A 23,729-nucleotide genomic window follows, 5' to 3' on the forward strand; every position below is an offset into this window, starting at 1 on the left:
TCGACCTGAGGTTCGCGCCCTATCTCATTCTTATCCGCAACGACACAGACCATGACGCAGAACACGCCCTACACCGCCGCCCCGATCACGCATGACGCGCACGACATGCAGCGCCTCTTCGACGACCTCGCCGCGGCCAACCATATCCTCGCGCAGCACGAAGTACTCGATGGCTTCGGCCACGTGAGCGTGCGCGATCCGCGCAATCCGGACCGTTTTCTGATCGCGCAGTCGATGGCGCCCGAACTGGTGCAGCCCGAAGATATCCTCACGCTCGACTTCGATTGTCAGCCCGTCGATGGCGACACGCGCAAACGCTATCTGGAGACCTGGATCCACGCCGAGATCTACCGCGCCCGCCCCGATGTGCAGTCGGTCGTGCACAGCCATTCGCCGTCGGTGATTCCGTTCGCGGCATCGTCGGTGCGGCTGCGTCCGATCTATCACATGGCCGGCTTCCTTGCGACCGGCTCGCCGGTGTTCGACATCCGCCATTGCTTCGGCTGCACCGACATGCTCGTGCGCAACAGCGCCCAAGGCAAGGCGCTGGCCGACACGCTCGGCACATCGGACGTCGCGTTGATGCGCGGTCACGGTTTCGTGGCGACGGGCCCCTCGTTGCCGGCGGCCGTCTATCGCGCGATCTATACGGAGCTCAATGCAGGCATGCAGCAGAAGGCCATCGCGCTGGGCGGCGATGTCACCTATCTCGACGAGGGTGAAGGCCGTGCCAGCAACGACACCAACCTTGGCGTCATCGAGCGGCCCTGGACGCTCTGGAAGCGGCAGGTCGAGGCGCTGCGTCGGGACTAAGGGCACCAGACGACGTATCATAGGCGACGTGAACGCTACATCGACGTACGTTTCCTTCGCCAGCGCACGGCGGCGTGAGCGAATCCGTGACCGAAGGGAGACGCCCCATGAACCATCTGCCGACTTTCCATCCGCTGATCTGCGCGTGCGCCTTTGTGCTCGCTGGTTGTGTCGCGGCCCCCGTGCCCTATGGCGCCGCGCATCTGACCGAGAAGGAATGCCGCGACCTCACCGCGCTCAAGAACAATGCGCCCATCACGCACGAACGCAACATGAGCGAGCTGGCGGCGCTGGAAAAAGCGGGCTATAACCCGTCGCCGTTCTACGATCCCTACTATCCGGACGATCTGCACGCCGCGCAGCGCCTCGTCGATATGTGGTATCGCACGGACTGTATCGGCACGGGAACGCCCACCAGCGGCTAATGCAGCGACGTACTCAATTCCCCTTTTGACAGCACCGAATGCGAGACATGCTGACTTCTTATTATCGGAGCGGCGACGCCATCCGCAGTCGATGCGTAAGCGACATCGTTCTGACCAGCACGCTCGACGTGCCCATGACCTCCGAACGCGTGCTCGCGGATTGGCAGAGAGAGACATCGTCGCAGCTTGCGCTGGAACCCGGTGACGTCGAAGCAATGCCTCTCGCGCGCACGCAAGTGCGCTGGCCGGAGTACAAGCGTTGCGTGCAGATCATGTCCGACTGGACGTCGTCGCTCGGACTACGCGATGTGCTCGCCGATAGTGACGTCGCGCTCATGGCGTGTCGCGGCGCGCGATATCACCACGACGCCGCGCAATATGGCGATGCCGCCTTCTGCAATCTTTTTCTGAGCGAAGACAAGGGTCTCGATCTGCATTTTCCCTCGACGGGTCGACGCATTCCTCTGACGCGGGGAACGGCCGTCATCTTCGATACGGGCCAGCCTCATGCCGTCATTCGACGCAACAGCACCGGCTTCAGTGCCGCCGACTTTGCGCCGGACGAAGACTACATCCAGATATTCCTGACGTGGGAGCTTCCTATCGAAGACGCCCACGTCGGACGTGCACTCGACGTGGTCTTCGACGTTGCCCGCTCGACCGCGCTGCAACTCGATGAAGAACAACTCTGGTTGAACGGCGCACCTGCCGTTCTATGCCCGGAGTCGGGGCGCTGGCACCGGCCTGAATAGCGCGTTTGCGTCGTGCCGATGCCAGCGCAGTCGATACCGTCGGTTCAGCCGATTTAGCCGAACGACGCTTGCGGATTGCCCGCGGCCAACGCCTCGACGCGATTCGGCGCGGGAGGATAAATCCACTTCGTGTTGATCATCTGCTTGCGCGTCTTGCCTTCTGCGTGAGTCAGCCTGATCTGCCGATCCCAGCCTTCGGAATAGATCGCGCCCCAGTCGCCGAGATCGATACACGTCGCGTAGAACGGTTGACGATAAGGCAACGTCGGCGTGCCCAACAAATCCGCAGCGACATTGTGTCCGCCGAATTTGCCCATGAGGATCGCGTGCTGACAGGACATCAGCGCGTAATGGCCGTCGTCATCGGTCGGCACGCGCGCCACGTCTCCGGCCACGAACACATCAGGCGCTGCGGGCACGCGAAGATCGGCTGCCACTTCGACGCGGCCCAGCGCATCGAGTTGCGATGCAAGCTGCGAGGTCAACGTGCTCGCGCGCATGCCGCCCGCCCAGATCACCGTCATGGCGGCGATGTGCTTGCCCGATTGCGTGCGAACGCCTTGCGCATCGACGGATACGACGCCCGAGCCCAGCACAGCCTCGATGCCCAGCGACTCGAACGCTTGCGCGACGAACGGACGAGGATTGGGTCCGAGGTCCGGGCCAATCGTGTCCTGCGCACCGATCGCGACCACGCGAATCGCCGCATTGGCGCCGAATTTTTCGCGCAAACGCTTCGGCAATTCGGTCGCCACTTCGATACCGGTGAAGCCGCAGCCGACCACCGCAACCGTGTTTCGCGCGGGCGAATCCGGGAGTTTCGCCAGCGTGTCGAGATGCTGGTCGAGCTTCACCGCGTCTTCGACGCAATCGACGGAGAACGCAAGCTCCGCCAGGCCAGGAATCGGCGGCCTGTTCAGCTTGCTGCCGCTCGTTAGCAGCAGACGATCATAGGCGAGCGTATGCGTGCGGCCATCGGCAGATACGACGTTCACCGTCTTGTCATCGACGGAAATGCCGTGAACCGTTCCTTCGAAGAACTTCACGCCAATGGCATCGAGCAACGGAAGCAGCGGCGCAGTCATTGTGTGCGGCTCGCTTTCGTACATGCGCGGCCTAATCTGCAATTCGGGTTTCGGCGAGATCAGCGTGACTTCGACGTCACGCTTCGTCACGCCGGCTTCATCGAGCACGCGCGCCGCGCCCAGTGCGCCCCACACTCCGGCAAAGCCGGCACCGACAATCAGGATCTTCTGCGACATGAGCTTTAGCCTCTTGAGTTAAATGAATAATGATTCGGATACCGAATCATTTGAATATCGATCCGGTTTGGACAACATTGCTTGCGCGCTTATCGTCGAAAAGAATTGTAGGTTTGGATGCCGTAAGCCAATAGCATCGCGAAAGCGTTCACGGTGTTGCCTTGACCGCAACGATCGACGACACGCCGCGCGGCGCGCTTTCCGCGAGAATCATGTCCGGCGCGGTTGCGGGCATGCCGTGTCCGCGTCTGATCGGGCGGAAGATGAGATCACCGCGCCGCACCGCCGCGCCCGTCAGCTTGCACACGCCCGCGCCGCGCGCAATGCAGGCGCGCCATGCCTGATCTTCGCGTCGCCCGGCGGTGGCGTCGCTCCATGAAACGAGAATTGTCGATTGCGTCGACCATTCGATACGGCAGATCGGCGAGACGTCGGCCAGTACGTGCCGCGTGCGCCGATCGCGCATGCGTTGAGGTGGCGGCGCAGGCTCGCGTAAGTGCGTGACGATCGCGCGCCAGGGATCGGTGTTGTTCATGTTCGAAGCTTCCATGAGAAACGCCCGGCATCCTCGAATCACGAGCGATGTTCTTCGCGATCCTTCATGCGAAAGGACGGATGTAAATAAGCCCCGACGATCGTACGGGTGCGCCGTCATTCGCAGTAGTGTCGATGAACCGTTCGCCGTGTTGTCGTAGCGACAACAATCGATAGCGGCGCGAACGCGCCATGGCCGCGCTTATTGCGGCGGGCCGGTCAGCGGCGTGGTGGCCATTGCGCGCGTGAGTCCATGAACGGGACGACGCACGGCGACATCGAATGGATTGATCTGCGGGCCGAGCGTCTGCGCCTGACGCTTGAGCAATTCGACGACCATCGGCAAGCGGTCTTCGCCGAGACGCGTCGACAACGTGCCGACGCTCAATGCGCCAACCGCTTGCCCCGATCGATCGAGAATCGGCACCGCGACGCCCGCCATGCCGTCGATCAGACCGCTGTTGCGGCCCGCATAGCCCTGCACGCGCACGCGCTCGATCTCCGTGCGCAGATAGACTTCGTCGAACACGCCGTAGCTGTGCAGACGCGGCACGTTATAGCGGATGATCTCTTCGCGCTCGGCTTCCGGCTGAAACGCGAGAATGGCAAGGCTGCCCTGCCCGACGCCGAGTGCGACGCGGCCGCCCACGTCGCCGGTGAACGAGCGGATCGGAAACGGGCCTTCGCACATGTCGAGACACACTGCATCGAAGCTGCTTTTCACGAGCAGGAAGATGGTGTCGCCGAGACTCGCGCACAGCCTGAGCAGCGCCGGGCGGCATAGCGTGCGCATGCCGCTCGGATTGCCCGCCTGCGCGGCCAGCGAAAAGAAATCGACGCTCAGCCGATAACGCTTGCTGCTCTCATCCTGCTCGACGACGCCTTCCGCGATCAGCGCATGAAGAATGCGATGCACCGTGGCCTGCGTGAGCCCGACCGCCTTCGCGAGCGCGGTGACACGGCTGCCTTCTGCCTGATCGTCGCCGAGCGCGCGAATCACGGCGAATGCGCGTTGCAGCATGCCCGCGCCGGGCGCGTCCGCCGCAGCGCTTCCATTTTCTTCGTTCGATGCCTTCATTCTCGCCTCGATCATTCCATTGAGCGGAATCTATTGCGATGATGCTTTACGCGCTCTATTCGACACGATGTCGATGCATCGCACAATGCGCGCGATGATCAGGGATAACCCAAATCACGCCTGATGAAATAGATATTCAATCGGCCGGCCAAAGATTCCGTTGATTGGAATTCAGCGCCACATTCTAATCATTGAATGGAATTGCGATTGACGCAAGGAAATATGGCTAGCTAGAGTCGGTTCATCGAAATCAGTCGAATGCAGCCGGCGCGTCGATGCGCCGAAGGGGCAGCCATGTCGTTTCTCACGTTGACCGATCTGTCGAAATCGTTCGGCGATCTGCAAGCCGTCGCCGACGTCAATCTCTCGGTCGAGAAAGGCGAGTTCGTGTCGCTGCTCGGGCCGTCGGGTTGCGGCAAGACCACGACCTTGCAGATGATCGCGGGCTTCATCGAGACCACGCGCGGCCGCATCATGCTCGACGGCCGCGATATCACGCACATGCGGCCGAACCGGCGCGGCCTCGGCATCGTGTTTCAAAGCTATGCGCTGTTTCCGCACATGAGCGTCGAGCAGAACGTGAGCTTCGGGCTAGAGATGCGCGGCATCGACAAGCGCGAGCGCCGCGATCGTGTGCGCGAGGCGCTGTCGCTCGTGCGGCTCGACGCGTTCGCGCAGCGCTTTCCGCGCGAGCTGTCGGGCGGTCAGCGTCAGCGCGTGGCAATCGCTCGCGCAATCGTGATCGCGCCGCCCGTGCTGCTGCTCGACGAACCCATGTCGAATCTCGATGCCAAGCTGCGCGAGGACATGCAGTTCGAGTTGCGCGGCATTCAGCGCAAGATCGGCACGACGACGATCATGGTCACGCACGATCAGTCCGAAGCGCTGTCGATCAGCGATCGCGTCGTCGTGATGGAAGCGGGCCGCATCACGCAGGTCGATACGCCGTATCGTGCGTACGAACGTCCCGAGACGAGCTTCGTGTCGCAGTTCATCGGCAAGGCCAACATGCTGCGCGGGACCATCGTTGCGCGTGACGGCGACGCTATTCGCATCGATCTCGGCCACGAGCTCGCGGAAACCGGCTCGACATCGCAACTGCCGGAGCGCGAGCGCGCCATCGGCGTCGGCGATGCGGTGACCGTATGCATCCGCCCGGAAAAGCTGAAGCTCGGCGTAGCGGGCAGCGGCCGCTTGCCGGGCCGCGTGACGAGCCGCTTTTTTCTCGGCAGTCAGTGGCTTTACCGGCTCGACAGCCGCGCGGGCGAGATGCTCGTGTGCTGCCAGAATCACGGCGACGAGCCGCTGGAAGAAGGCGCGCAAGTCGGCATCGACTGGAACACGGAATCGATCCGCTTCATTCAGCAGGAGGCCGTCCGTGGATAGCACGCTGCGCTCGTCCGAACCTGCCGCGAACGCGGAACCGAACAGCACGCGACGCGCACCCTGGCACGCTTATCTGCCCTTGTGGATGATGAGCGCGCCCGCGCTGCTGCTCTTTTCCGTGCTGGTCATCGTGCCGCTCGCGATGACGCTCGCGCTGACGTTCTATCGCTTCGATCCGTCGCTCGGGCCGGTCGCGGCGTTCGATCTGCACAACTACGCCGAAGTGCTCGGCTCGGAATATTTCCACACGATCTTTCTGCGCACGTTCGGCATCGCCGCGCTGGTGACGTTGCTGTGCGTCGTGATCGGCACGCCCGAGGCGTACATCCTCTCGCGCATGGGCGATCCGTGGCGCTCCGTGTTTCTGCTGGTGATTCTCGCGCCGCTGCTCGTTTCGGTGGTCGTGCGCGCGTTCGGCTGGAGCATGCTGCTCAACGTGAATGGGCTCGTGAACCAGTTGTTCGGCGTGTTCGGCATGGGCCCGTACAAGCTGCTGTATACGAACTTCGCGATCGTCATCGCGCTCGTGCATGTGATGCTGCCGTTCATGGTGATTCCGGTCTGGACCGCGCTGCAACGTCTCGATCCGCAGACCGAAAACGCCGCGCTCTCGCTGATGGCGTCGCCCGCCGTCACGTTGCGGCGCATCGTGTTGCCGCAACTGGTGCCGGGCATTCTCTCGGGCAGCCTGATGGTATTCGGCCTTTCCGCGAGCGCGTTCGCCATTCCCGGCCTGCTCGGCGGACGGCGTCTGAAAGTGGCCGCAACGACCGTCTACGACCAGTTTCTGAGTTCGATGAACTGGCCGCTGGGCGCGACCATCGCGGTGCTGTTGCTCGTCGCTAATCTCGTGGTGATGCTGACTTATTACCGCGTGCTCGAACGGCGCTACGCGCGCAGCATGGGCTAAAGGCCAAGGACGATTCATCATGCGCAAAAACGGTCCTCTCGCGCTGGCGTTTCACACGATCGTGATCCTGTTCGTGCTGGCGCCGCTCGTCATCGTCGTGCTGGTTGCGTTCACGCCCGAAGAAACGCTGACGCTGCCCACGCGCGGCCTCTCGTTGCGCTGGTTCCGCGCGATTCTCGATTATCCCGACTTCATCTCGGCGTTCTTCAACAGCGTGAAGCTCGCGTTCGCGTCGGCGACGTTGTCGCTCGTCATCGCGCTGCCGGCGGGACTCGCAATTGGCCGCGCGCGCTTTCCCGGACGCGGCTTCCTGAACGCGTTGCTGCTCTCGCCGCTCGTGATTCCGGGCCTCGTGCTCGGCATTGCGATGCTGCGCTTCTTCGCGATGATCGGCGCAACCGGTTCGTTCGCGTGGCTGGTTCTCGCGCACATGATCGTGATCACGCCGTTCGTGATGCGGCTCGTGCTCGCGTCGGTGAGCGGCATGGACCGCAGCATCGAACATGCGGCGGCGTCGCTCGGCGCGAATGCATGGACCACGTTCCGCCGCGTCACGTGGCCGATGATTCTGCCCGGCATCACCGGCGGCTGGCTGCTCGCGTTCATCAACAGCTTCGACGAATTGACGATGTCGGTCTTCGTCACGTCGCCGCAGACGGTCACATTGCCGGTGCGCATGTACATGTACGCGACGGAATCGATCGATCCGATGATGGCGTCCGTATCGGCGCTCGTGATTTTCATTACCGCGGGCGCGATGCTGATTCTCGATCGCGTGTACGGGCTCAACCGCATTCTGATCGGCCAGCACTGAACCCTTATTCCATGAGCATCGTCACGCCTCAACATGCGCCGCAGTTCGTTCGTCTCGTCGAGACTAACCGCGCGCGCGTTTCCTTCGTTCTCGATGGCGTCGCCGCCGAAGCGCTCACCGGCGACACGCTGCTGACCGCGATCCTCATGCAGCAGCGTCACGTGCGCCGCAGCGAATTCAGCGGCAAGCCGCGCGCGGGCTTTTGCCTGATCGGCGCGTGTCAGGACTGCTGGGTGCGCAGCGAAGACGGCAAGCGTCTGCGCGCCTGTTCGACGCGCATCGAAGCGGGCATGCGCATCGTCACGAACGGCGCCGGCACGGAGAACGCGCCATGAACGATGCGCATCGTGTGGTGATCGTCGGTGCGGGGCCCGCCGGAATTCGCGCGGCTGAGACGCTGGTGGCGGCGGGTGTGCGTCCTGTCGTCATCGATGAAAATGCGCGCTGGGGCGGGCAAATCTATCGCCAGCCACCTGCCGATGCAGGCTTCACGCGCACGAAATCCGCGCTGTATGGCTTCGAAGCGAAGAAGGCCGAAGCCGTCCATGACGCAATGGCAAGGCTGCTGCCCAAGATCGACTATCGTCCCGACACGCTCGTCTGGGCATGCGAGCAGAACCGGCTCGACACGCTTCACGCGGGGCACGAGGCGAGCGTGCCGTTCACGCGGCTGATCATCGCGAGCGGCGCGACGGATCGTATCGTGCCGCTGCCGGGCTGGACGCTCGCGGGCGTCTATACGCTCGGCGGCGCACAGGTCGCGCTGAAATCGCAAGGCTGTGCGATCGGCTCGCGCGTCGTGCTGGCGGGCACGGGGCCGCTGCTTTATCTCGTCGCGTATCAGTACGTGAAAGCGGGCGCGCGCGTCGAGGCAGTGCTCGATACGAGTCCGTTCTCGCGCCAGATCGCAGCCGCGCTGCGCATGCTGAATCAGCCTTCGACGGTCGCCAAAGGGCTTTATTACGTCGGCTGGCTGCAGGCGCGCGGCGTGCGCATCGAGCGCGGCGTCACGCTGCTTTCGATCGATGGCGACGATGCCGTGCGCGCCATGCGCTGGCGCACGCGGGCAGGCGCAACACGCACGCTCGATTGCGATGCTGTCGGCATGGGTTTCGGCCTGCGTCCGGAGACGCAACTCGCCGATCTCGCCGGTTGCCGCTTTCGTTTCGACGCGCTGAATCGCTGCTGGCTGCCCGAGCGCGACGCCGCAGGCCGCAGTTCGGTGCGCCACGTGTATCTCGCGGGCGACGGCGCAGGCATCGCGGGCGCGGACGCAGCCGAACTCGCCGGACGCCGCGCGGCGCTCGCGCTGCTCGAAGATATCGGCGTGGCCACGCAAGGCGACGCACAGAAGCTCGAACACGAACTCGGACGCATCGCCGCATTTCGCGCGGGCATCGAGCAGGCGTTCGCGCCGCCCGAGAACGCTGCATCAACCTGGCCCGACGATCTCACCGTCTGCCGCTGCGAAGAAGTCAGCGCCGGCACTCTGCGCGCGTGCGTCGGCAGCGGCCTCGCCACGGAGGTCAATCGGCTGAAGGCGCTGACGCGCATCGGCATGGGGCGCTGTCAGGGACGCATGTGCGGCGAATCCGCACTTGCCCTGCTCTCCGCCGAAACCGGCAAGCCGCTCGCCGAGCTTGGCCGTCTGCGCAGTCAGGCGCCGATCAAGCCGATCCCGATCACGCCCATGCTTTACGACGACGGCGTGCAAGTGCAGCCCGAGGAAGCCCACGATGAGTGACGCGCGCCATTACGATGTGGTGATCGCGGGCGGCGGCCTCGTCGGTTCGTCGACGGCGCTCTTTCTCGCGATGCAGGGCAAGCGCGTCGCGCTCATCGAACGGCGTTTCTGCGGCGCGCAGGCGAGCGGCGTGAACTACGGCGGCGTGCGCACGCAGGGACGCACCGAAGAGCAACTGCCGCTCGCGGTGCGCGCACGGCGCGTCTTTGGCCGTCTGCCGGAGCTGATCGGCAGCGACGGCGAGTTCGTCGTGTCCGGACATCTGCGGCTTGCGCGCCGCGAAGCCGATCTCGACGTGCTCGACCAATGGTCCGCGATGGCGCGCACATACGGCGTCGATTCGCAGGTCATGAGCGGCGCGGCGTTTCGCAAACGCTATCCGTGGCTTGGGCCTGCTGCGATCGGCGGTTCGCTGTGTGCGAGCGACGGACACGCGAATCCGCGCCTCGTCTCGCCGGGGTTTGCGCTGGCGGCGCGACGCGCGGGCGCCGACGTGCGCGAACAGACCGAGCTTGCCGATATCGTCTTCGACGGCACACGCTTTCAGATGCGCGCCGGCGGCGAACGCATCAGCTCCGACTGGCTCGTCAACAGCGCGGGCGCGTGGGCGAACCGGATCGCGGGCAGCTTCGGCGAACAAGCGCCGATGAAGCCCATCTATCCGAACATGTGGGTAACCGAGCCGCTGCCGCTTTTCATCGGCCATAGTCTGGGCGTGGTGGGCGGCGGCATCTATGCGCGTCAGGTCGAGCGCGGCAATTGCGTGATCGGCGGCGGACGCGGTCATGGCGACGGCGAGTACGCGCAGCCTTCCACGGCCACGACGCGCGCCGTGATGCGCGACGCCTGCGCGCTCTTGCCCGCCCTGCGCGATGCGCTGCTGATCCGCACGTGGAGCGGCGTGGAAGGCGAGACGCCCGACAGCAATCCCGTTATCGGGCCGAGCCGCACGACGCCGCGTCTTCTGCATGCATTCGGTTTTTCGGGCGGCGGTTTCCTGCTCGCGCCCGGCGTCGGCGAAGTGCTTGCCGAACTCATCACGCAGGGTGAAACCAGCACGCCGATCGACGCGTTTTCGATCGGGCGCTTCAGCTTGATGCCTGTTTCCGCCACTCATTAGCCCATCACCTGACAACTACTCGCCAGAACAAGGACAACCCACGATGAAACTGTCACGCACCCTCACCGCGCTCGTCGCGTTCGGCATCACGTCGGCCGCCTGGTCGCAGAGCAAGACGATCTACATCGGCATGAACGGCGGGCCGATGGAAAAGGCCTACACGAGCCAGGTCCTGCCCGACTTCGAGAAGGCCAACAACGTGAAGGTCGTCGTGGTGCCGGGCACGTCGTCGGATGTGCTCGCCAAGCTGCTCGCGAACCGCAACAGTCCGCAGATTCACGTCGCGTTCCTCGATGACGGCGTGATGGCCCGCGCCGTCAGCATGGGCATATGCCAGAAGCTCGACGATACGCCCGTGCTCAAGGAGCTTTATCCGTTCGCGCGCCTGAAGGACGACATGGGCGCGGGCGTGCAGCTCGGCATGACGGGCATCGGCTACAACACGAAGCTCTTCAAGGAAAAAGGCTGGGCGCCGCCGACCTCGTGGATGGACTTCGCCGATCCGAAGTACAAGGGCAAGGTCGTGTTCCAGTCGGCGTCGAGCAGCACGTTCGGCCTGCACGGGTTTCTCGCGATCAACCGTCTTCTGGGCGGCAGCGAAAAGAACGTCGAGCCGGGCTTCAGCAAGTGGGCGACGACGGTGGGACCGAACGTCGTCGAATACATTCCGAACTCGGCGAAGCTCTCGGAGATGATCACGACAGGCGAAGCCGGTCTCTTCCCGCTCACGCCGACGGCTATCGGCGATCTCAAGGACAAGGGCTTGCCGGTGGCATACGTTGCGCCGAAGGAAGGCGCGGTGTTGCTGCTCGTGGATCTGTGCGTCGTGAAGAACAATCCCGATCCGGCGCTTGCGCAGAAGCTCGCGCAGTTTCTGTTGTCCGCGCCCGCGCAGACGAAGGCCGCCGAAGCCGGCAAGCAGATTCCGACCAACACGCAAGCGAAGATGACGCCGGAAATGGACAAGAATCTCGGCGACCTGAATGCGCTCGCGAAGAAGGTGACGGTCGTGGACTGGGACACCATCAACGCAAATCGCGCACAATGGGATCAACGCTGGAATCAGCAGATCGAGAAGTAAGCAGCGTTCGCGTTGCGTATCGTGCGTGAAGCGGCGCTCGCGCACGATACGCGGACGAACTTGCATTGGTTCACAGCAGACGCGGATCCTGCGCCGCCGGAGCCGTCTGCGATGGCCACGACAGAGGAATATGAAAGTCCTTCAGGATCGCAGCGATGGCTCCGGACGTCGGCAGTCCGGGAAAAGAAGGTTCGCTGTCGGGCTTTTTCAAGTAAGCGATGCCGCCGCGCACGGTGGACATCGCATCGCGTTGAAGCGTGCTTGCACGGGGCAGATCGGTGATCGTCAACGTAGTCATGGCTGGTCTCCTGGCAAAAGTAGAGTGAACGGCGAGACGAAAGTCGCCGGTCGTTCTTTTGCACACGGTGTGCCAATAGCCTGAAAGGCGTCGATTGCTCGTTTGCGTCGAATTAATGCGCGTAAAACCGCGTCGTCCAAAAGAATTCGCGAGCATGCGCTGACGTCACGATGGCACAGCAGCAACAGTTCGACTGATTGCTGTCGGCGCGGGCCAGACATTTGCGTTGTGGCGTGGCGGGATTCAATCGTGAGGATTCGCGCGGCGCGCGAATGGGTCAGGACGGCAGGCCAGTCGGTCTTCGGCTTGCATCATGATGTCATTGGCTCGTCGCGCGCATCGTTATGTTATCGACATCCTTTTACGGCTGCGCAAACTCTGCCGTGCGATTCAAGGTCTCGCTAGACTCAGGTACGTTCGCCGCTGCACCATCGTGCCATTCACGATAACTTCCAGGAGTTCCGCCGGTGCGCTACGCGTTCGCGATCCTGATCAATGTGGTCCTGCCGTGGCTGGCTTATCGGCTGGCACTTCCGCACGTGGGCATGGAAGGCGCGATGCTCGCTTCGGCAGTGCCGCTTGGTCTCTGGCTCGGCATCGACTTCATCCGCTTTTCTCATATCGATGCGTTGAGCGGTATCGTGCTTGCCGGTATTGTCATGTCGATCGCTGTGCTTGCACTGCAATCCGCGACGTGGCTGCTGAAGTCGCGTGAACCGCTGATCAGCGGCGCCATCGGCTTCCTGTTTTTGCTTTCGCTTCTGTTACGCCGCCCGCTCGTGTTCTATCTTGCGCGCTCGACACTCTCTCGCGAACGTCAAGGCCGCGAACTCGATTTCGATGTCATGTGGCGAAGCCAGCCGAAGCTCATGCGCTCCATACGGCTGATGACCGCTGTCTGGGGTATCGGCCTCGTGGTCGAGAATCTATTGCGGCTCGCGGTACTCGACTGGCTAAGTCCCGACGATGCCGAGCGCGCATCCACCTTCATCCGTTACGGCTTCTACGCCGCATTGACGATATGGACAATGCTATATCGCCGTATGTATCTCAAGAAGCCGGATCAGGCTATCTGAACACGATGCATTGTGGCTAATCCCCGCGATTGTTTTGATATCGAGACGTCAAGCTGATGAAAGGCCCGTCATAACATTTTGCTGTCATTCGACGCGGCACGCTGATTGCTGAAAATCCGTTCAAGCAGACGGCACTCGTCTGTGTCCATATTTTCAGTTCGATCAAGGAGGCACGGATCATGATCAAGGCAACTAGCACTCTCATCGCGGCCGTCGCCGCAGTTGCGCTATCGACCGGCGCTATGGCACAAACCGCTGGCGGCGCAAACGGCGGCGGGACGGCGGGCAGCACGGCGAGCCCGGCCAACCAGGTGAACGGTGCAACGGGCGGCTACGGTACGCCTGGCAGCACCAATTCGGAGAGCGGCATGGGACGGACGCAAAACTCCGGCTTGCCGAGCAGCACGAACAGCAATTCGGCGACCGGCACCGCCCCGCCGACCAGCAACAACACGCTGGCAACCCCGAGCGTGAAGTCGCCGGCGGCTGGTCAGTAACGCGTTAATCGTTGATGAGAAAGGACCGCGGCCTTTGTGGGCAGCGGTCCTTTGCCTTTGCAGGCGTGGATGTCGATATAAATTTCAGCGTTTGTAGAAAAGAGGCACTTAGGCCCCACTGATTCGCCGTATTTGTCGGATCATTTCGTCGACAGAGTAAAGCTGATGCACTTTTAAGTGCCTGTCATGCCCGCTGAAATACGCGGCTCGTATCGCGACGCGACGCGCAACCGTCAATATCAAATCTTGAAGCTTTCCAACGTCGCCGGATGAAAGAGTTCTTCAGGCTGAAGCAATCGGCTCGATAAACCCTCTTCGTGGTGACGTTTGAGAAAGCGCGACAGCACATGTCGATTCGCGTCGAAACCGTAGGGCCAGAAGTCGTCGCCCATGAGACGGCGCGCGGCGCTCAACTGTTCTTCAACGAAGGGCAAGGTCACCTTGGTCGCGGATGTATCGCCGAGCCTCGCGAGCGCGACCGCCTTGCTCTTTTCGAACGCCTTCGCCACCGCGCCCGGCAACCACGGATGCTGCTCCGCGAGCGAACGCCGCACGCCCAGCAGATGCATGATCGGGAACAGCTTCGTGCGCGTGTACCAGTCGGCTGCGGCCTTTTGCGGATCGTCGTAGAGATATTTCACGTTCGGATGACCATTGCTGAAGCACGAGGGCGCGCGCGGACCGATAACTGCATCGATCTCGCCGGATGCCAGTAGACGCGAAATCGTCGTGTTCGACGGCGCGTCTTCCAGACGAACATCCGGCGGCAGAGCGAGCTTGATCTTCTCCTCGCGTCCCGCTTCCTCGTAACCGCCGCGCACCCAGATCACATCCGACGCCTTCACGCCGTGATCTTCTTCAAGGAACAGACGCGCCCACACATTGGCCGTCAGTTGATACTCCGGCACGCCGATGCGCTTGCCCTTCAAATCCGCGGGCGATTCGATGCCGCGATCGTTGCGCACATAGATCGACGTATGGCGAAACGCGCGCGACGGAAAAATCGGCACGCCGATATACGCGCTCGTTCCGGCCGCCGTCTTCACGCTATAGCTCGAAAGCGAGAGTTCGCAGATGTCGTAGTCGGCATGACGGAACGCGCGAAAGAAGATCTCTTCCGGGTCTTGCAGCATGAACACCGGATCGACGCCGTCGATCTGCACTTCACCGTCCACGAGCGGACGCATGCGGTCGTAGTTGCCCACCGCGACCGACAAGTTGAGCTTGGCCATCGTTCAATGATCCCTGTTGTTTGAATGTTTCGAATGCTTTGAGTGTTCCCCGCCGATGAGCACGTCGCGCTGTTGCGCGCTGGAATGCAGCATCGCGATGCAGATTTCGAGCGTGCCGCGCGCCCAGACGCCGTCGTGCAGCGGCGCGATACCGCCATGCACGGCGGCGCTCAGTTCGTCGATGACTTCGGCGCGCGGCACATGCGGCGCATCGAGTTCGATGCGTGCGCGCCGCTCGTCGCCATACACGAGGATCGCATCGGGAAGCGGCCGAAGATCGCCACGTTCACACGAAACGATCAGTGGCCCGAAATGTTGATATGCGCGCGGCTCGGATTGCCCGCGCGATGGCGCGGTATAAGCCTCGCCGCCATAAGTGCCCGCCGCCTTCAACCGTGCCTCTTCTTCCTTCGATTCCACGCGCGAGAGCTTGCGCCGCGCGCTGCCGTAATCGTCGGCGTTGCGCGTCTGCCCCATCTCGCCGATCCAGCCGGTCCATTCGTCCGAATCGAAATGCGCGTAGCCGTTGTAGGCAAGCGTCGCGAACGCGCCGTTGTCGAACCAGAGCGTCGCTGTGTAAGCGCCTTCGGTCGGTCGCGCCGCATCCCAGTTGCCGACTGCCGCGCGAATACGTGTCGCGCGGCCGCCTGCCAGCAAGCGCACGATATCGACCTGATGCGCCGCCTGGCTGAACACCGCGCCGCCGCCCTCTTCCGTCTTCAATTCCTCCGGCCTGCGCGGGCGGAACAGATAGTCGGTGTAGTTAAGCGCCTGAATCATCTTCACATCGCCATACTCGCCCGATGCAATCAGTTCGCGCGTGCGCAAATAAGGCGTATCGAAGCTATGACAATGACCGACGATCAGATGCACGTTCGCTGCACGGCACGCGTCGATCATCGCGTCGCATTCTTCGAGCGACAGCGCCATCGGTTTTTCGACCAGCACATGTTTGCCGTGCCGCGCCGCGATGCGCGTATGCGCCGCATGAAACTGATGCGGGCTCGCGATATAGATCGCATCGATTTCCGGCATGCGTGCGAGCGCTTCGATATCGTCGAAGGCAGGCGCATCGAAGTCGGCTTCGAACTGCGCACGCGCCGTCGCGCGCGGATCGCATGCACCGACGAGCCGCACGCGCGCGTCCGCCAGAAAGGTCGGCAGCATCAGCGAGAATGCGCGGCCCAATCCCGCCACGCCAAGTCTGAGCGTATCCATCACACCTGAACCTGATAGTTCGGCTCGCCCACCGAAGCCGCTTCGACTTCGACCCAGACCGGTTGCGCGGCGTACTGCTTCCAGTCCGTGTCCTTCGGGACCATCGCCTGAAACGAGCATACGGTGCGCGGGATCGCATTGTCGCCGGTGCCGATCGCGAGCTCGCCCGCCTGAAACGCCTTCAGCGCGTCGAGCATGCGGCGACGGAACTCGACCACGGCAACATCGCTCGCGCCGAGCCGCTCTTCCGTGCGATCCGCGATCGGGCCCATCGTCACCCACATCGCGATGTCCTGATTCGGAAAGCCCTTGATGCCCGTGAAGTTGCCCGCCTTCATCGCCTCACGGTCCTGCCAGAAGCGGTTGTCCGTGTTGCGCAGCGGCCGGTAATACGCATCGAGATCGATGCCCACTTGCTGCCCGAGAAACTTGCGCCACGTCTCCGTTTCGGGCGTCTTGTCGGGATGGCCCCACGCCATGAAATAGAACGCGGTGCTGGTGTCGTCGCACGGCACGTTGATGTTCGCGACGTTATAGAGGTTGTTCGGCGGGATCAGCGCGGTGGCCGGCGCGACGAACACCGTCGAGCGCACGTAGTCGTGCGTGGCCGCGTTCTGAATCGGACGACGCAGCGCGGCGTAACGAAAGCCATACCCCGTGCGATGCACCTGCATGCGCGGCGCTTTATCGGTCGATGGGCGCAGCCAGTTCTTCGACGTCGCTTCCGCCCCGCCGACGCGCGCCGGCACGAAGTCCGACGAATGCAGGCTCGAACTGTGCGCGGAGTCGATCGCGCCTTCGAGAATCTGCGCCCAGTTGCACGGCAGAATCGCCTTCGCGATGCTCACGCGCGTGTCTTCGGTCGGCGCCCAGGCCGGCGGCACGAACTCGGGAATCGCGTCCTGCGGGCCCATGTAGGCCCACACGAAGCCGCCCCACTCCTTCGTTTCATAAGCCTTGTGCCGGGTCTTCTTCGTCATGTCGCTGCATGACGGCTCCGAAACCATTTCGATCACGTTGCCTTTCACGTCCATCTTCCAGCCGTGATAGAGACAACGCAGGCCGCAGTCTTCGTTGCGCCCATAGACGAGCGACACGCGACGATGCGGACAATACTCATCCATCACGCCGACGTTGCCGTCGGTATCGCGGAACACGACGAGATCTTCGCCGAACACGCGCGCCTTGACGGGTGCGCCGTCCGGCTCGCTGACTTCTTCGATGAGGCACACGGGCGTCCAGTGACGCCGCATCAACTGGCCCATCGGGGCATCGCCTTCGATACGACACAGCAACATGTTTTCTTCATGCGTGAGCATTTTCGCTTCTCCTGACCAACGTATTCAACGGGGACACATTCACTTCGTTAGAGATCCAGCACGAGTTCTTCGCTCTTCGCACGCGACACGCAGATCATGATGTGGCCGGCCTTTTCGTCCTCGCCCAGCACCATGTCGCGATGGTCGGCTTCGCCCGCGCACAAGGTCGTGCGGCACGATCCGCACGTGCCGCTCTCGCACGAACTCGGCGCACGGATGCCGTTGTCGCGCAAGATTTCAAGGATCGAGCGGTCCTTCGGAATCTCGAAGGACCGGTCCGAACGCGCGAGCTTCACGCTGAACGGCACGTTCTCCGCCGCGCGCGACTGATCCACGCCGAAGCTCTCGAAATGCACGCTGCCGGTCGGCCAGTGGCCGGTCATGTCGCGCACGCCGTCCATCAGCGCACGGGGGCCGCAGCAATACACATGCGTGCCGCTGCCGGGCTTTTCGAAGACGGGCCAGAAGTCGAACGCGCGGGCAAGATCGCCGTGATCGTGATGAATCACCACATGCGGCTTCCATTCCGCGCCCGACAGTTCGTCGAGGAACGCTGTCGTTTCGGGGCTGCGCGCGAGGTAATAGAGCTTGAAGCGCGGACCGCCGATGGCCTTGAGATGACGCATCATCGACAGAATCGGTGTAATGCCGATGCCGCCCGCGACGAACACGAAACTGCGCGCGCGTTCGCTCAATTCGAATTCGTTGCGCGGCGCGGAGACTTCGATGCGATCGCCCTCGTTCACCTGATCCGTCATGCTGACCGAGCCGCCGCGGCCCGCTGCATCGCGCTTCACGGCAATCACGTAGCGGTCGGTTTCGTCGGGGTCGTTGCAGAGCGAATAGTTGCGATTCGTGCCGCTCGGCACGCGCAGCGTCAGATGCGCGCCCGCACTGAAGGGTTCGAGCGCGCCGCCTTCGGGATCGCGCAGCTCGAAGCTCACGATGCCCTCCGCGACCTGTTCCTTCTTCGTCACCACGAGGGTCCTGAAAGACAGTTCGTTGCTCGTTGCTTCGTTCGTTGCTTCGCTCAGTTCCCTGCTCATTTCCCTGCTCTCCTGCTTCGTTCGCCGTGTGCATGACGTCTTCATCGCGACGTCACTCTATGCGTTTATATTAGATATCTAATCATTTTGAAGCAAGCGGGTTTTCCCTGAAATGCGTCGTCGCGACATCAAGTAAAAACGGCGCCCGAAGGCGCCGCCGATGCTGCGAGAAGCGTTTGTTACGCACGCTTTTCCGCGTGTTCGCGCAGCGTGTTCGCCGGCACGCCGAGCAACACCGCAAGCCCGCCGAGCAACACGATCGCGGCGATGGCCGATAGCCCGATCGCGAGACTGCCTGTCATCGTCTTGATCCAGCCGAGCGCGATCGGTCCGCAGAACGCGCCGACCTGACCCAGACAACTGATCGCGCCGATGCCGGCCGCGGCGGCTTCGTCGGTGAGATAGGCAGGCGGAATCGACCAGATGATCGCGGCCGCGCCGAAGTAGGAAATGGAAATCATGCCGAGGCAGACGATCGCCGCCGCCGTGTTGCCCGACACCATCGGCAACAGGAAGCCGCCCAGCGCGCCCACGGCCGTGCACGCGAAGAAGTGCCAGCGCCGTTCGAGCGTTACGTCGGAACTGCGGGCCACCGCGAACATGCCGAGCGCGCCGATGATGTACGGCAACGCCGACAAGAGGCCCACGTTCAGCACATCGGCCACGCCCGCTTGCCGGATGATGGTCGGCGTCCAGTAGTTGAGGATCGTGCCGCACAGCGGTACCGTGCCCCAGCCCGCCGCGAGGATATACACGCGCGGGTCCTTGAGCGCCGCCAGCAACTGGCCGCCCGTGTGCTTCGCGGGCGCTTTTTCGGCGCGGTCGGCGGCGAGCGCATCGAGGATGATCTTCTTTTGCTCGGCGTCGAGCCAGCGCGCGTCCTGCGGCCGGTCGACCAGATAGAAGAACGCGACGATGCCCATCACGAGCGCCGGCAGGCCTTCGAGAAAGAACAGCCATTGCCAGTTCTTGTAGCCGAGCACATCGACGAAATTGTGCAGAATCCAGCCCGACAACGGCCCGCCGATAATCCCCGCCGCCGCGATCGCCAGCAGAAAGCGCGACGTGATGCGCGCACGCCGCGCGCCCGGATACCAGTACGTCAGATACAGGATGATGCCCGGCCAGAAACCGGCCTCGGCCGCGCCGAGCAGAATGCGCGCGATATAGAACTGCGCGGGCGTGGTCATGAAGGCCATCGCGGTGGAGATGCCGCCCCACAAAATCATGATGCGCGAGATGGTCAGCCGCGCGCCGATCTTCTTGAGCCACAACGTGCTCGGCACTTCGAGCGAAATGTAGCCGATGAAGAACAGGCTCACGCCAAGTCCGTAGGCGGCATCGGAGAGACCGAGATCCTGCTTCAGATGCAGTTGCGCGAAGCTCACGTTCACGCGGTCGAGGTAATTCAGCACCCAGCAGACGAAAATGAACGACATCAGCCGCCAGGTGACTTTGTGATACGTCGATTCAATGCGAGCCGCCGCCGCATCCGACTCCGACATAAATTCCGTGACTGTGGATTTGGCCACCAAACATCTCCGTTGCGCTTCTCTGATGAGGACGAGACGCCGGATCGCACGACGCTCGTCGCACGCTCCGGCCACTCAGGTTTTTATTCGATATCTAACTATAATGGTAGGGAGAGGCTGGCTCGGGAACAAGTTCGGGTTTGCCCGGAGAAAGCTTCGGCGCGCAGGCACGGCATGGCAGCGGGGCCACCGGCTATCATGTCAATGAAACATGAATCGCTTTGGGACAACACCGCCATGACACGAAAAGAGAAGCTGGAAGGCGCGCCGCGCGAGACCGCGGAGATGCTGCGCCATTGGCATGAATCCCTGCCGAACGACCGGCTCGCGCACCTTGTCAAAGACGCGACGCGTTCGATGGTGCGCGCCTTGCAGATGCGCCTCGCGGAACATTCGGTGTCGTTCGGGCACTGGACGTTTCTGCGCATCCTGTGGGAAACCGACGGTCTCACGCAACGCGAACTCAGCGAACAGGCGGGCGTGATGGCGCCCACGACTTTCGCCGCCGTCACCGCCATGGAAAAGCTCGGCCTCGTCGAGCGTCAGCAGCGGCCCGAAAACAAGAAGAACACGCATGTGTATCTCACCGCCGAAGGCCGCGCGCTCAAGCGCAAGCTCGTGCCGCTCGCGGAGGAAGTCAACGAAATCAGCGTGACGGGACTGAGCGAGCGCGATATCAAGACCGCGCGCAAGGTGCTGCTCGCGATCATCGAAAACCTCGCCGAAGACGAAGCCGGTTCCACGAATCCGATGCGGCGCGTGCCATCGACGCGTGAACTCGGAAGGATCATCGCCGAACGCGGCGAAACGCTCGAAGACGTCTGAGTCCGCAAGAGCACGAGCACAAGCACGCACGCGAGCGTAATCAGCAGGGTTTCCCGCAATCCGTCACACTGGTGCACGAGCGCCGTGCGCCGTCTGCACACACGCAGCGGCGGCGGCATGGGACAACCTTCGATACGCAGCGGGCGGCATGGACAAACGAGCACTCATCATCGGCGCGACGGGCATCGTCGGGCGCAATCTCGCCGAGCAACTTCAAACGCACGGCGGCTGGTCGATCGCGGGATTGTCGCGCGGCCGCACGCCCGCCCCGCACGGCGTCGAGTCGATAACGGCCGATCTCGCGTCGGCATCATCGGTCACGCAGGCGCTGCAGGGCCGAGAATTCAGCCACGTATTCTTCACCGCGTGGTCGCGCCAGGCGACGGAAGCCGAGAACATTCGCGTCAATGGCGCGATGGTCGCGAATGTGCTGGCGGCGCTCGGTCCGTCCGGCGCGCTCTCGCATGTGGCGCTGGTGACGGGTCTGAAGCATTATCTCGGCCCGTTCGAGGCCTACGCAAAAGGCAGCGTTCCCGTGACGCCGTTTCGCGAAGAGCAAGGCCGGCAACCTGTCGACAATTTCTATTACGAGCAGGAAGACCGCCTGTTCGATGCCGCCCGCCAGTACGGCTTCGGCTGGAGCGTGCATCGGCCGCATACGATCATCGGATTTGCGGTCGGCAACGCGATGAACATGGGCGTCACGCTGGCCGTCTACGCCACGCTCTGCAAGGCGAGCGGCGAACCGTTCGTGTTTCCCGGCTCGGCGGCGCAGTGGAACGGCCTCACGGACATGACGGACGCGCGCCTGCTCGCGCGCCATCTCGAATGGGCGGCGAGTTCGCCCGAAGCGCGCGATGAGGCGTTCAATGTCGTCAACGGCGACGTGTTTCGCTGGAAATGGATGTGGGAGCGCATCGCGGAATATTTCGGCATCGAGCCTGCGTCTTTCGACGGGCAGACCCGGCCGCTCGAAAACCGCATGCAGCACGCGAGTCATGCGTGGGCCGAGATCGCGGCGCGTCACTCGCTCGCCGAGCATGACATCGACAAACTGGTTTCGTGGTGGCACACGGACGCCGATCTCGGCCGCCCGATGGAAGTGCTGACGGACATGTCGAAGAGCCGCAAGGCCGGCTTTCTCGATTATCAAAGCACGCCCGATTCTTTCTTCGACTTGTTCGAGCGCCTGAAGCGCGAGCGGATCATTCCCGCCTGAAGGCTTCGCTCACGCTATCCGAAGACACGCGCCCACGCGTTGCGCAGGCGGCGAGCGCGGTCTTCGAACAGATACGATCCGGCGAGCGTCAGAAGACCCGAGACCACGCCCGTCACGATATGCTCGATGGATGCGACCTCGTAATGGCTCGCGTGCGCGTAGGAATCGCCGACAATGGTCAGCAGCCCGACGATCGTCGCGTTGCCGAAGCGATTCTTGAAGAGCTTTCTCGCCGGCGTGAAGGTCAGCAGCACGGCCAGCACACCCGTGAGCAAACCGGTCTTGAACGCCGTGACCCAGTGCGCGAAACTCAGGAGGTTGCTCCAGCTACCCGGCATGCAGGTCATGCATGCGCTGGTCGGCTGCCAGAAACGTTGGATGAACAGCCTGACGCGGTGTTTCCACTCGTCCGACATGATCGGTGCCGCCGCATAAAGTGAGACTTCAATAGTACACCGCCTGCAACGCGCCGCCGTCTTGGGAAGACCAGCGAGACGCGCGAATCGGGCGATGGCAATATACGATCACCCACGCCGCCCTGCCGTCACCCGCACTCATGCCCCAGCGCCTCCCGCCCCTCAACGCCCTTCGTCTCTTCGAAGCCGCCGCGCGCCATCGCAGTTTCAAGCTCGCCGCCGCCGAGCTGAACGTGACGCCCGGCGCCGTGAGCCACGGCATCGGCGCGCTGGAGGACATGCTCGGCGTCGAGCTGTTCGTGCGCGAGCCGCGCGGGCTGTCGCTCAGTGCGGCCGGCGAGCACTATCTGCCGTATATCGCGGAGGCCTTTTCTCTCATCGCCATCGGCACGCAGACGCTGCCCGGCAAACGCAGGCGCCACTCGATCTCCATCACGTGCGCGCCGACGCTCGCCGCGCGCTGGCTCGTTCCACGCCTCACCGATTTCCGCGCCCGCTGGCCGCATATCGACGTGAGCGTCGATACTTCGCACCGGCAGAAGGGCTTTCCCGTCGACGGCTTCGATTTCGGCCTGCGCCTGAGCCGCGGCCCGGTCGATGGCGCGGCGTGGCAACGGCTCTTCGGCGAGCGGCTCGTGCCCTTGTGCAGCCCCGCCTATCTCGCGACGATTGCAGGCAGCGGCACCGCGCCGGATCTGACGCGCGCGACGCTGATCCACGTCGATACCGCGAGCCAGGACTGGCAAGCGTGGATGGACGGCGCGGGCATCGACGGACTCGATCTCCACGGCGGTCTGCGCTTCGACACCGTGCAACTCGCGTTCGAGGCCGCCGCGGCCGGGCTCGGCGTCGTGATCGGGCGGCGGCCGCTCGTCGATCGCGAGCTGGCGGCGGGCATGCTCGTCGAGGCGAGCGCGATCAATGTCGAAACGCAAACTGCCTACTGGCTGTGCGAAGCGCCGCAAGCGGGCGGCCGCGCCGATCTCGTCGCGTTCCGCAACTGGCTCGTCGCGCAGGCGGCGGAGTTCGCCGCGAGCGAAACGCCGCGTCCGCACGATTGAACTGGGCTCAACCGCCCGCGAAAACTTTTCGTTTGTCAGCACGGCCGTTCGCCTGCGACGATGCGCGCAAG

The 23,729-nt window shown here is 63.1% G+C and carries 25 protein-coding genes; 15 read left to right on the forward strand and 10 right to left on the reverse strand.

Going from position 1 to position 23,729, the window contains the following annotated elements:
* The first annotated feature begins 51 nt into the window (after nt 1-51).
* From BRPE64_RS27930 to BRPE64_RS27940, 3 genes are all read left to right on the forward strand, one after another.
* On the forward strand, nt 52-813 hold the full coding sequence (locus BRPE64_RS27930; RefSeq protein WP_016348338.1) for a class II aldolase/adducin family protein: 762 nt from the start codon (nt 52-54) through the stop codon (nt 811-813).
* Nucleotides 814-920: 107 nt separating this feature from the next.
* The gene (locus BRPE64_RS27935) at nt 921-1,238 is read left to right on the forward strand and encodes a DUF4148 domain-containing protein (RefSeq protein ID WP_044043794.1); all 318 of its coding nucleotides are present in this window, start codon (nt 921-923) and stop codon (nt 1,236-1,238) included.
* A gap of 47 nt (nt 1,239-1,285) precedes the next feature.
* Nucleotides 1,286-1,990 carry a hypothetical protein gene (locus BRPE64_RS27940; protein WP_016348340.1) on the forward strand — a complete coding sequence of 235 codons (705 nt, stop codon included), beginning with the start codon at nt 1,286-1,288 and terminating at the stop codon, nt 1,988-1,990.
* Nucleotides 1,991-2,043: 53 nt separating this feature from the next.
* Here the strand turns inward: BRPE64_RS27940 and BRPE64_RS27945 are convergent, their stop codons facing one another.
* The 3 genes from BRPE64_RS27945 to BRPE64_RS27955 all read right to left on the reverse strand — a co-directional run bounded on the left by BRPE64_RS27945 (nt 2,044) and on the right by BRPE64_RS27955 (nt 4,864).
* On the reverse strand, nt 2,044-3,252 hold the full coding sequence (locus tag BRPE64_RS27945) for an NAD(P)/FAD-dependent oxidoreductase (protein ID WP_016348341.1): 1,209 nt from the start codon (nt 3,250-3,252) through the stop codon (nt 2,044-2,046).
* 148 nt (nt 3,253-3,400) lie between these two features.
* Complete coding sequence (locus BRPE64_RS27950) at nt 3,401-3,787, reverse strand: DUF3331 domain-containing protein (RefSeq protein WP_051180589.1); 387 nt, start codon at nt 3,785-3,787, stop codon at nt 3,401-3,403.
* Nucleotides 3,788-3,988: 201 nt separating this feature from the next.
* On the reverse strand, nt 3,989-4,864 hold the full coding sequence (locus BRPE64_RS27955) for an IclR family transcriptional regulator (RefSeq protein ID WP_044043797.1): 876 nt from the start codon (nt 4,862-4,864) through the stop codon (nt 3,989-3,991).
* Nucleotides 4,865-5,158: 294 nt separating this feature from the next.
* Here BRPE64_RS27955 and BRPE64_RS27960 point away from each other — a divergent pair, with 294 nt between their 5' ends.
* Genes BRPE64_RS27960 through BRPE64_RS27990 form a run of 7 tightly spaced genes read left to right on the forward strand, consistent with a single transcriptional unit; the run spans nt 5,159 to nt 11,919 of the window.
* Nucleotides 5,159-6,250, forward strand: coding sequence for an ABC transporter ATP-binding protein (locus BRPE64_RS27960; protein ID WP_016348344.1), 1,092 nt, complete (start codon nt 5,159-5,161; stop codon nt 6,248-6,250).
* The gene (locus tag BRPE64_RS27965) at nt 6,243-7,160 is read left to right on the forward strand and encodes an ABC transporter permease (RefSeq protein ID WP_016348345.1); all 918 of its coding nucleotides are present in this window, start codon (nt 6,243-6,245) and stop codon (nt 7,158-7,160) included. Before BRPE64_RS27960 ends, BRPE64_RS27965 begins: the two co-directional genes overlap by 8 nt.
* Before the next feature lie 19 nt (nt 7,161-7,179).
* Entirely contained in the window at nt 7,180-7,974 is a 795-nt protein-coding gene (locus BRPE64_RS27970; RefSeq protein ID WP_016348346.1) for an ABC transporter permease, read from the forward strand.
* An 11-nt stretch (nt 7,975-7,985) separates the two neighbouring features.
* On the forward strand, nt 7,986-8,309 hold the full coding sequence (locus BRPE64_RS27975) for a (2Fe-2S)-binding protein (RefSeq protein WP_016348347.1): 324 nt from the start codon (nt 7,986-7,988) through the stop codon (nt 8,307-8,309).
* Complete coding sequence (locus BRPE64_RS27980; RefSeq protein WP_016348348.1) at nt 8,306-9,718, forward strand: FAD/NAD(P)-dependent oxidoreductase; 1,413 nt, start codon at nt 8,306-8,308, stop codon at nt 9,716-9,718. The genes BRPE64_RS27975 and BRPE64_RS27980 overlap by 4 nt, the downstream gene beginning before the upstream one ends.
* Complete coding sequence (locus BRPE64_RS27985; RefSeq protein ID WP_016348349.1) at nt 9,711-10,838, forward strand: NAD(P)/FAD-dependent oxidoreductase; 1,128 nt, start codon at nt 9,711-9,713, stop codon at nt 10,836-10,838. Before BRPE64_RS27980 ends, BRPE64_RS27985 begins: the two co-directional genes overlap by 8 nt.
* Nucleotides 10,839-10,881: 43 nt before the next feature.
* Entirely contained in the window at nt 10,882-11,919 is a 1,038-nt protein-coding gene (locus BRPE64_RS27990; RefSeq protein ID WP_016348350.1) for an ABC transporter substrate-binding protein, read from the forward strand.
* 70 nt (nt 11,920-11,989) lie between these two features.
* Here the strand turns inward: BRPE64_RS27990 and BRPE64_RS27995 are convergent, their stop codons facing one another.
* Nucleotides 11,990-12,217: a hypothetical protein gene (locus tag BRPE64_RS27995; protein ID WP_016348351.1), complete on the reverse strand. Its 228-nt coding sequence runs from the start codon at nt 12,215-12,217 to the stop codon at nt 11,990-11,992.
* A 467-nt stretch (nt 12,218-12,684) separates the two neighbouring features.
* Here BRPE64_RS27995 and BRPE64_RS28000 point away from each other — a divergent pair, with 467 nt between their 5' ends.
* Complete coding sequence (locus tag BRPE64_RS28000; protein WP_016348352.1) at nt 12,685-13,293, forward strand: VC0807 family protein; 609 nt, start codon at nt 12,685-12,687, stop codon at nt 13,291-13,293.
* A gap of 179 nt (nt 13,294-13,472) precedes the next feature.
* Nucleotides 13,473-13,790 (forward strand): hypothetical protein, encoded by a 318-nt coding sequence (locus tag BRPE64_RS28005; protein WP_044043471.1) that lies wholly within the window; start codon nt 13,473-13,475, stop codon nt 13,788-13,790.
* Nucleotides 13,791-14,029: 239 nt separating this feature from the next.
* Here BRPE64_RS28005 and BRPE64_RS28010 read toward each other — a convergent pair whose 3' ends face one another.
* The 5 genes from BRPE64_RS28010 to BRPE64_RS28030 all read right to left on the reverse strand — a co-directional run bounded on the left by BRPE64_RS28010 (nt 14,030) and on the right by BRPE64_RS28030 (nt 20,137).
* The gene (locus tag BRPE64_RS28010) at nt 14,030-15,022 is read right to left on the reverse strand and encodes an ABC transporter substrate-binding protein (protein ID WP_016348354.1); all 993 of its coding nucleotides are present in this window, start codon (nt 15,020-15,022) and stop codon (nt 14,030-14,032) included.
* Between the two features lie 3 nt (nt 15,023-15,025).
* Nucleotides 15,026-16,240, reverse strand: a complete 1,215-nt coding sequence (locus BRPE64_RS28015; RefSeq protein ID WP_016348355.1) for a Gfo/Idh/MocA family protein — start codon at nt 16,238-16,240, stop codon at nt 15,026-15,028.
* Complete coding sequence (locus tag BRPE64_RS28020) at nt 16,240-17,559, reverse strand: Rieske 2Fe-2S domain-containing protein (RefSeq protein ID WP_016348356.1); 1,320 nt, start codon at nt 17,557-17,559, stop codon at nt 16,240-16,242. The genes BRPE64_RS28015 and BRPE64_RS28020 overlap by 1 nt, the downstream gene beginning before the upstream one ends.
* A 47-nt stretch (nt 17,560-17,606) precedes the next feature.
* On the reverse strand, nt 17,607-18,605 hold the full coding sequence (locus tag BRPE64_RS28025; protein WP_016348357.1) for a PDR/VanB family oxidoreductase: 999 nt from the start codon (nt 18,603-18,605) through the stop codon (nt 17,607-17,609).
* Nucleotides 18,606-18,784: 179 nt separating this feature from the next.
* Nucleotides 18,785-20,137, reverse strand: a complete 1,353-nt coding sequence (locus tag BRPE64_RS28030) for an MFS transporter (RefSeq protein ID WP_044043473.1) — start codon at nt 20,135-20,137, stop codon at nt 18,785-18,787.
* A 237-nt stretch (nt 20,138-20,374) separates the two neighbouring features.
* Between BRPE64_RS28030 and BRPE64_RS28035 the strand changes: the two genes are divergently transcribed.
* Together BRPE64_RS28035 and BRPE64_RS28040 are read left to right on the forward strand one after the other, a co-directional pair.
* Nucleotides 20,375-20,962 carry a MarR family winged helix-turn-helix transcriptional regulator gene (locus BRPE64_RS28035; protein WP_044043800.1) on the forward strand — a complete coding sequence of 196 codons (588 nt, stop codon included), beginning with the start codon at nt 20,375-20,377 and terminating at the stop codon, nt 20,960-20,962.
* Between the two features lie 148 nt (nt 20,963-21,110).
* Complete coding sequence (locus BRPE64_RS28040; protein WP_016348360.1) at nt 21,111-22,181, forward strand: SDR family oxidoreductase; 1,071 nt, start codon at nt 21,111-21,113, stop codon at nt 22,179-22,181.
* 14 nt (nt 22,182-22,195) lie between these two features.
* On the opposite strand, the gene BRPE64_RS28045 is transcribed toward BRPE64_RS28040, so the two are convergent.
* Nucleotides 22,196-22,597: a hypothetical protein gene (locus BRPE64_RS28045; RefSeq protein WP_016348361.1), complete on the reverse strand. Its 402-nt coding sequence runs from the start codon at nt 22,595-22,597 to the stop codon at nt 22,196-22,198.
* A gap of 140 nt (nt 22,598-22,737) precedes the next feature.
* Between BRPE64_RS28045 and BRPE64_RS28050 the strand changes: the two genes are divergently transcribed.
* Nucleotides 22,738-23,658, forward strand: a complete 921-nt coding sequence (locus BRPE64_RS28050) for a LysR substrate-binding domain-containing protein (protein ID WP_016348362.1) — start codon at nt 22,738-22,740, stop codon at nt 23,656-23,658.
* Nucleotides 23,659-23,729: the final 71 nt, after the last annotated feature.

It is taken from the genome of Caballeronia insecticola, from assembly GCF_000402035.1.
Taxonomy (GTDB): Bacteria; Pseudomonadota; Gammaproteobacteria; order Burkholderiales; family Burkholderiaceae; genus Caballeronia; species Caballeronia insecticola.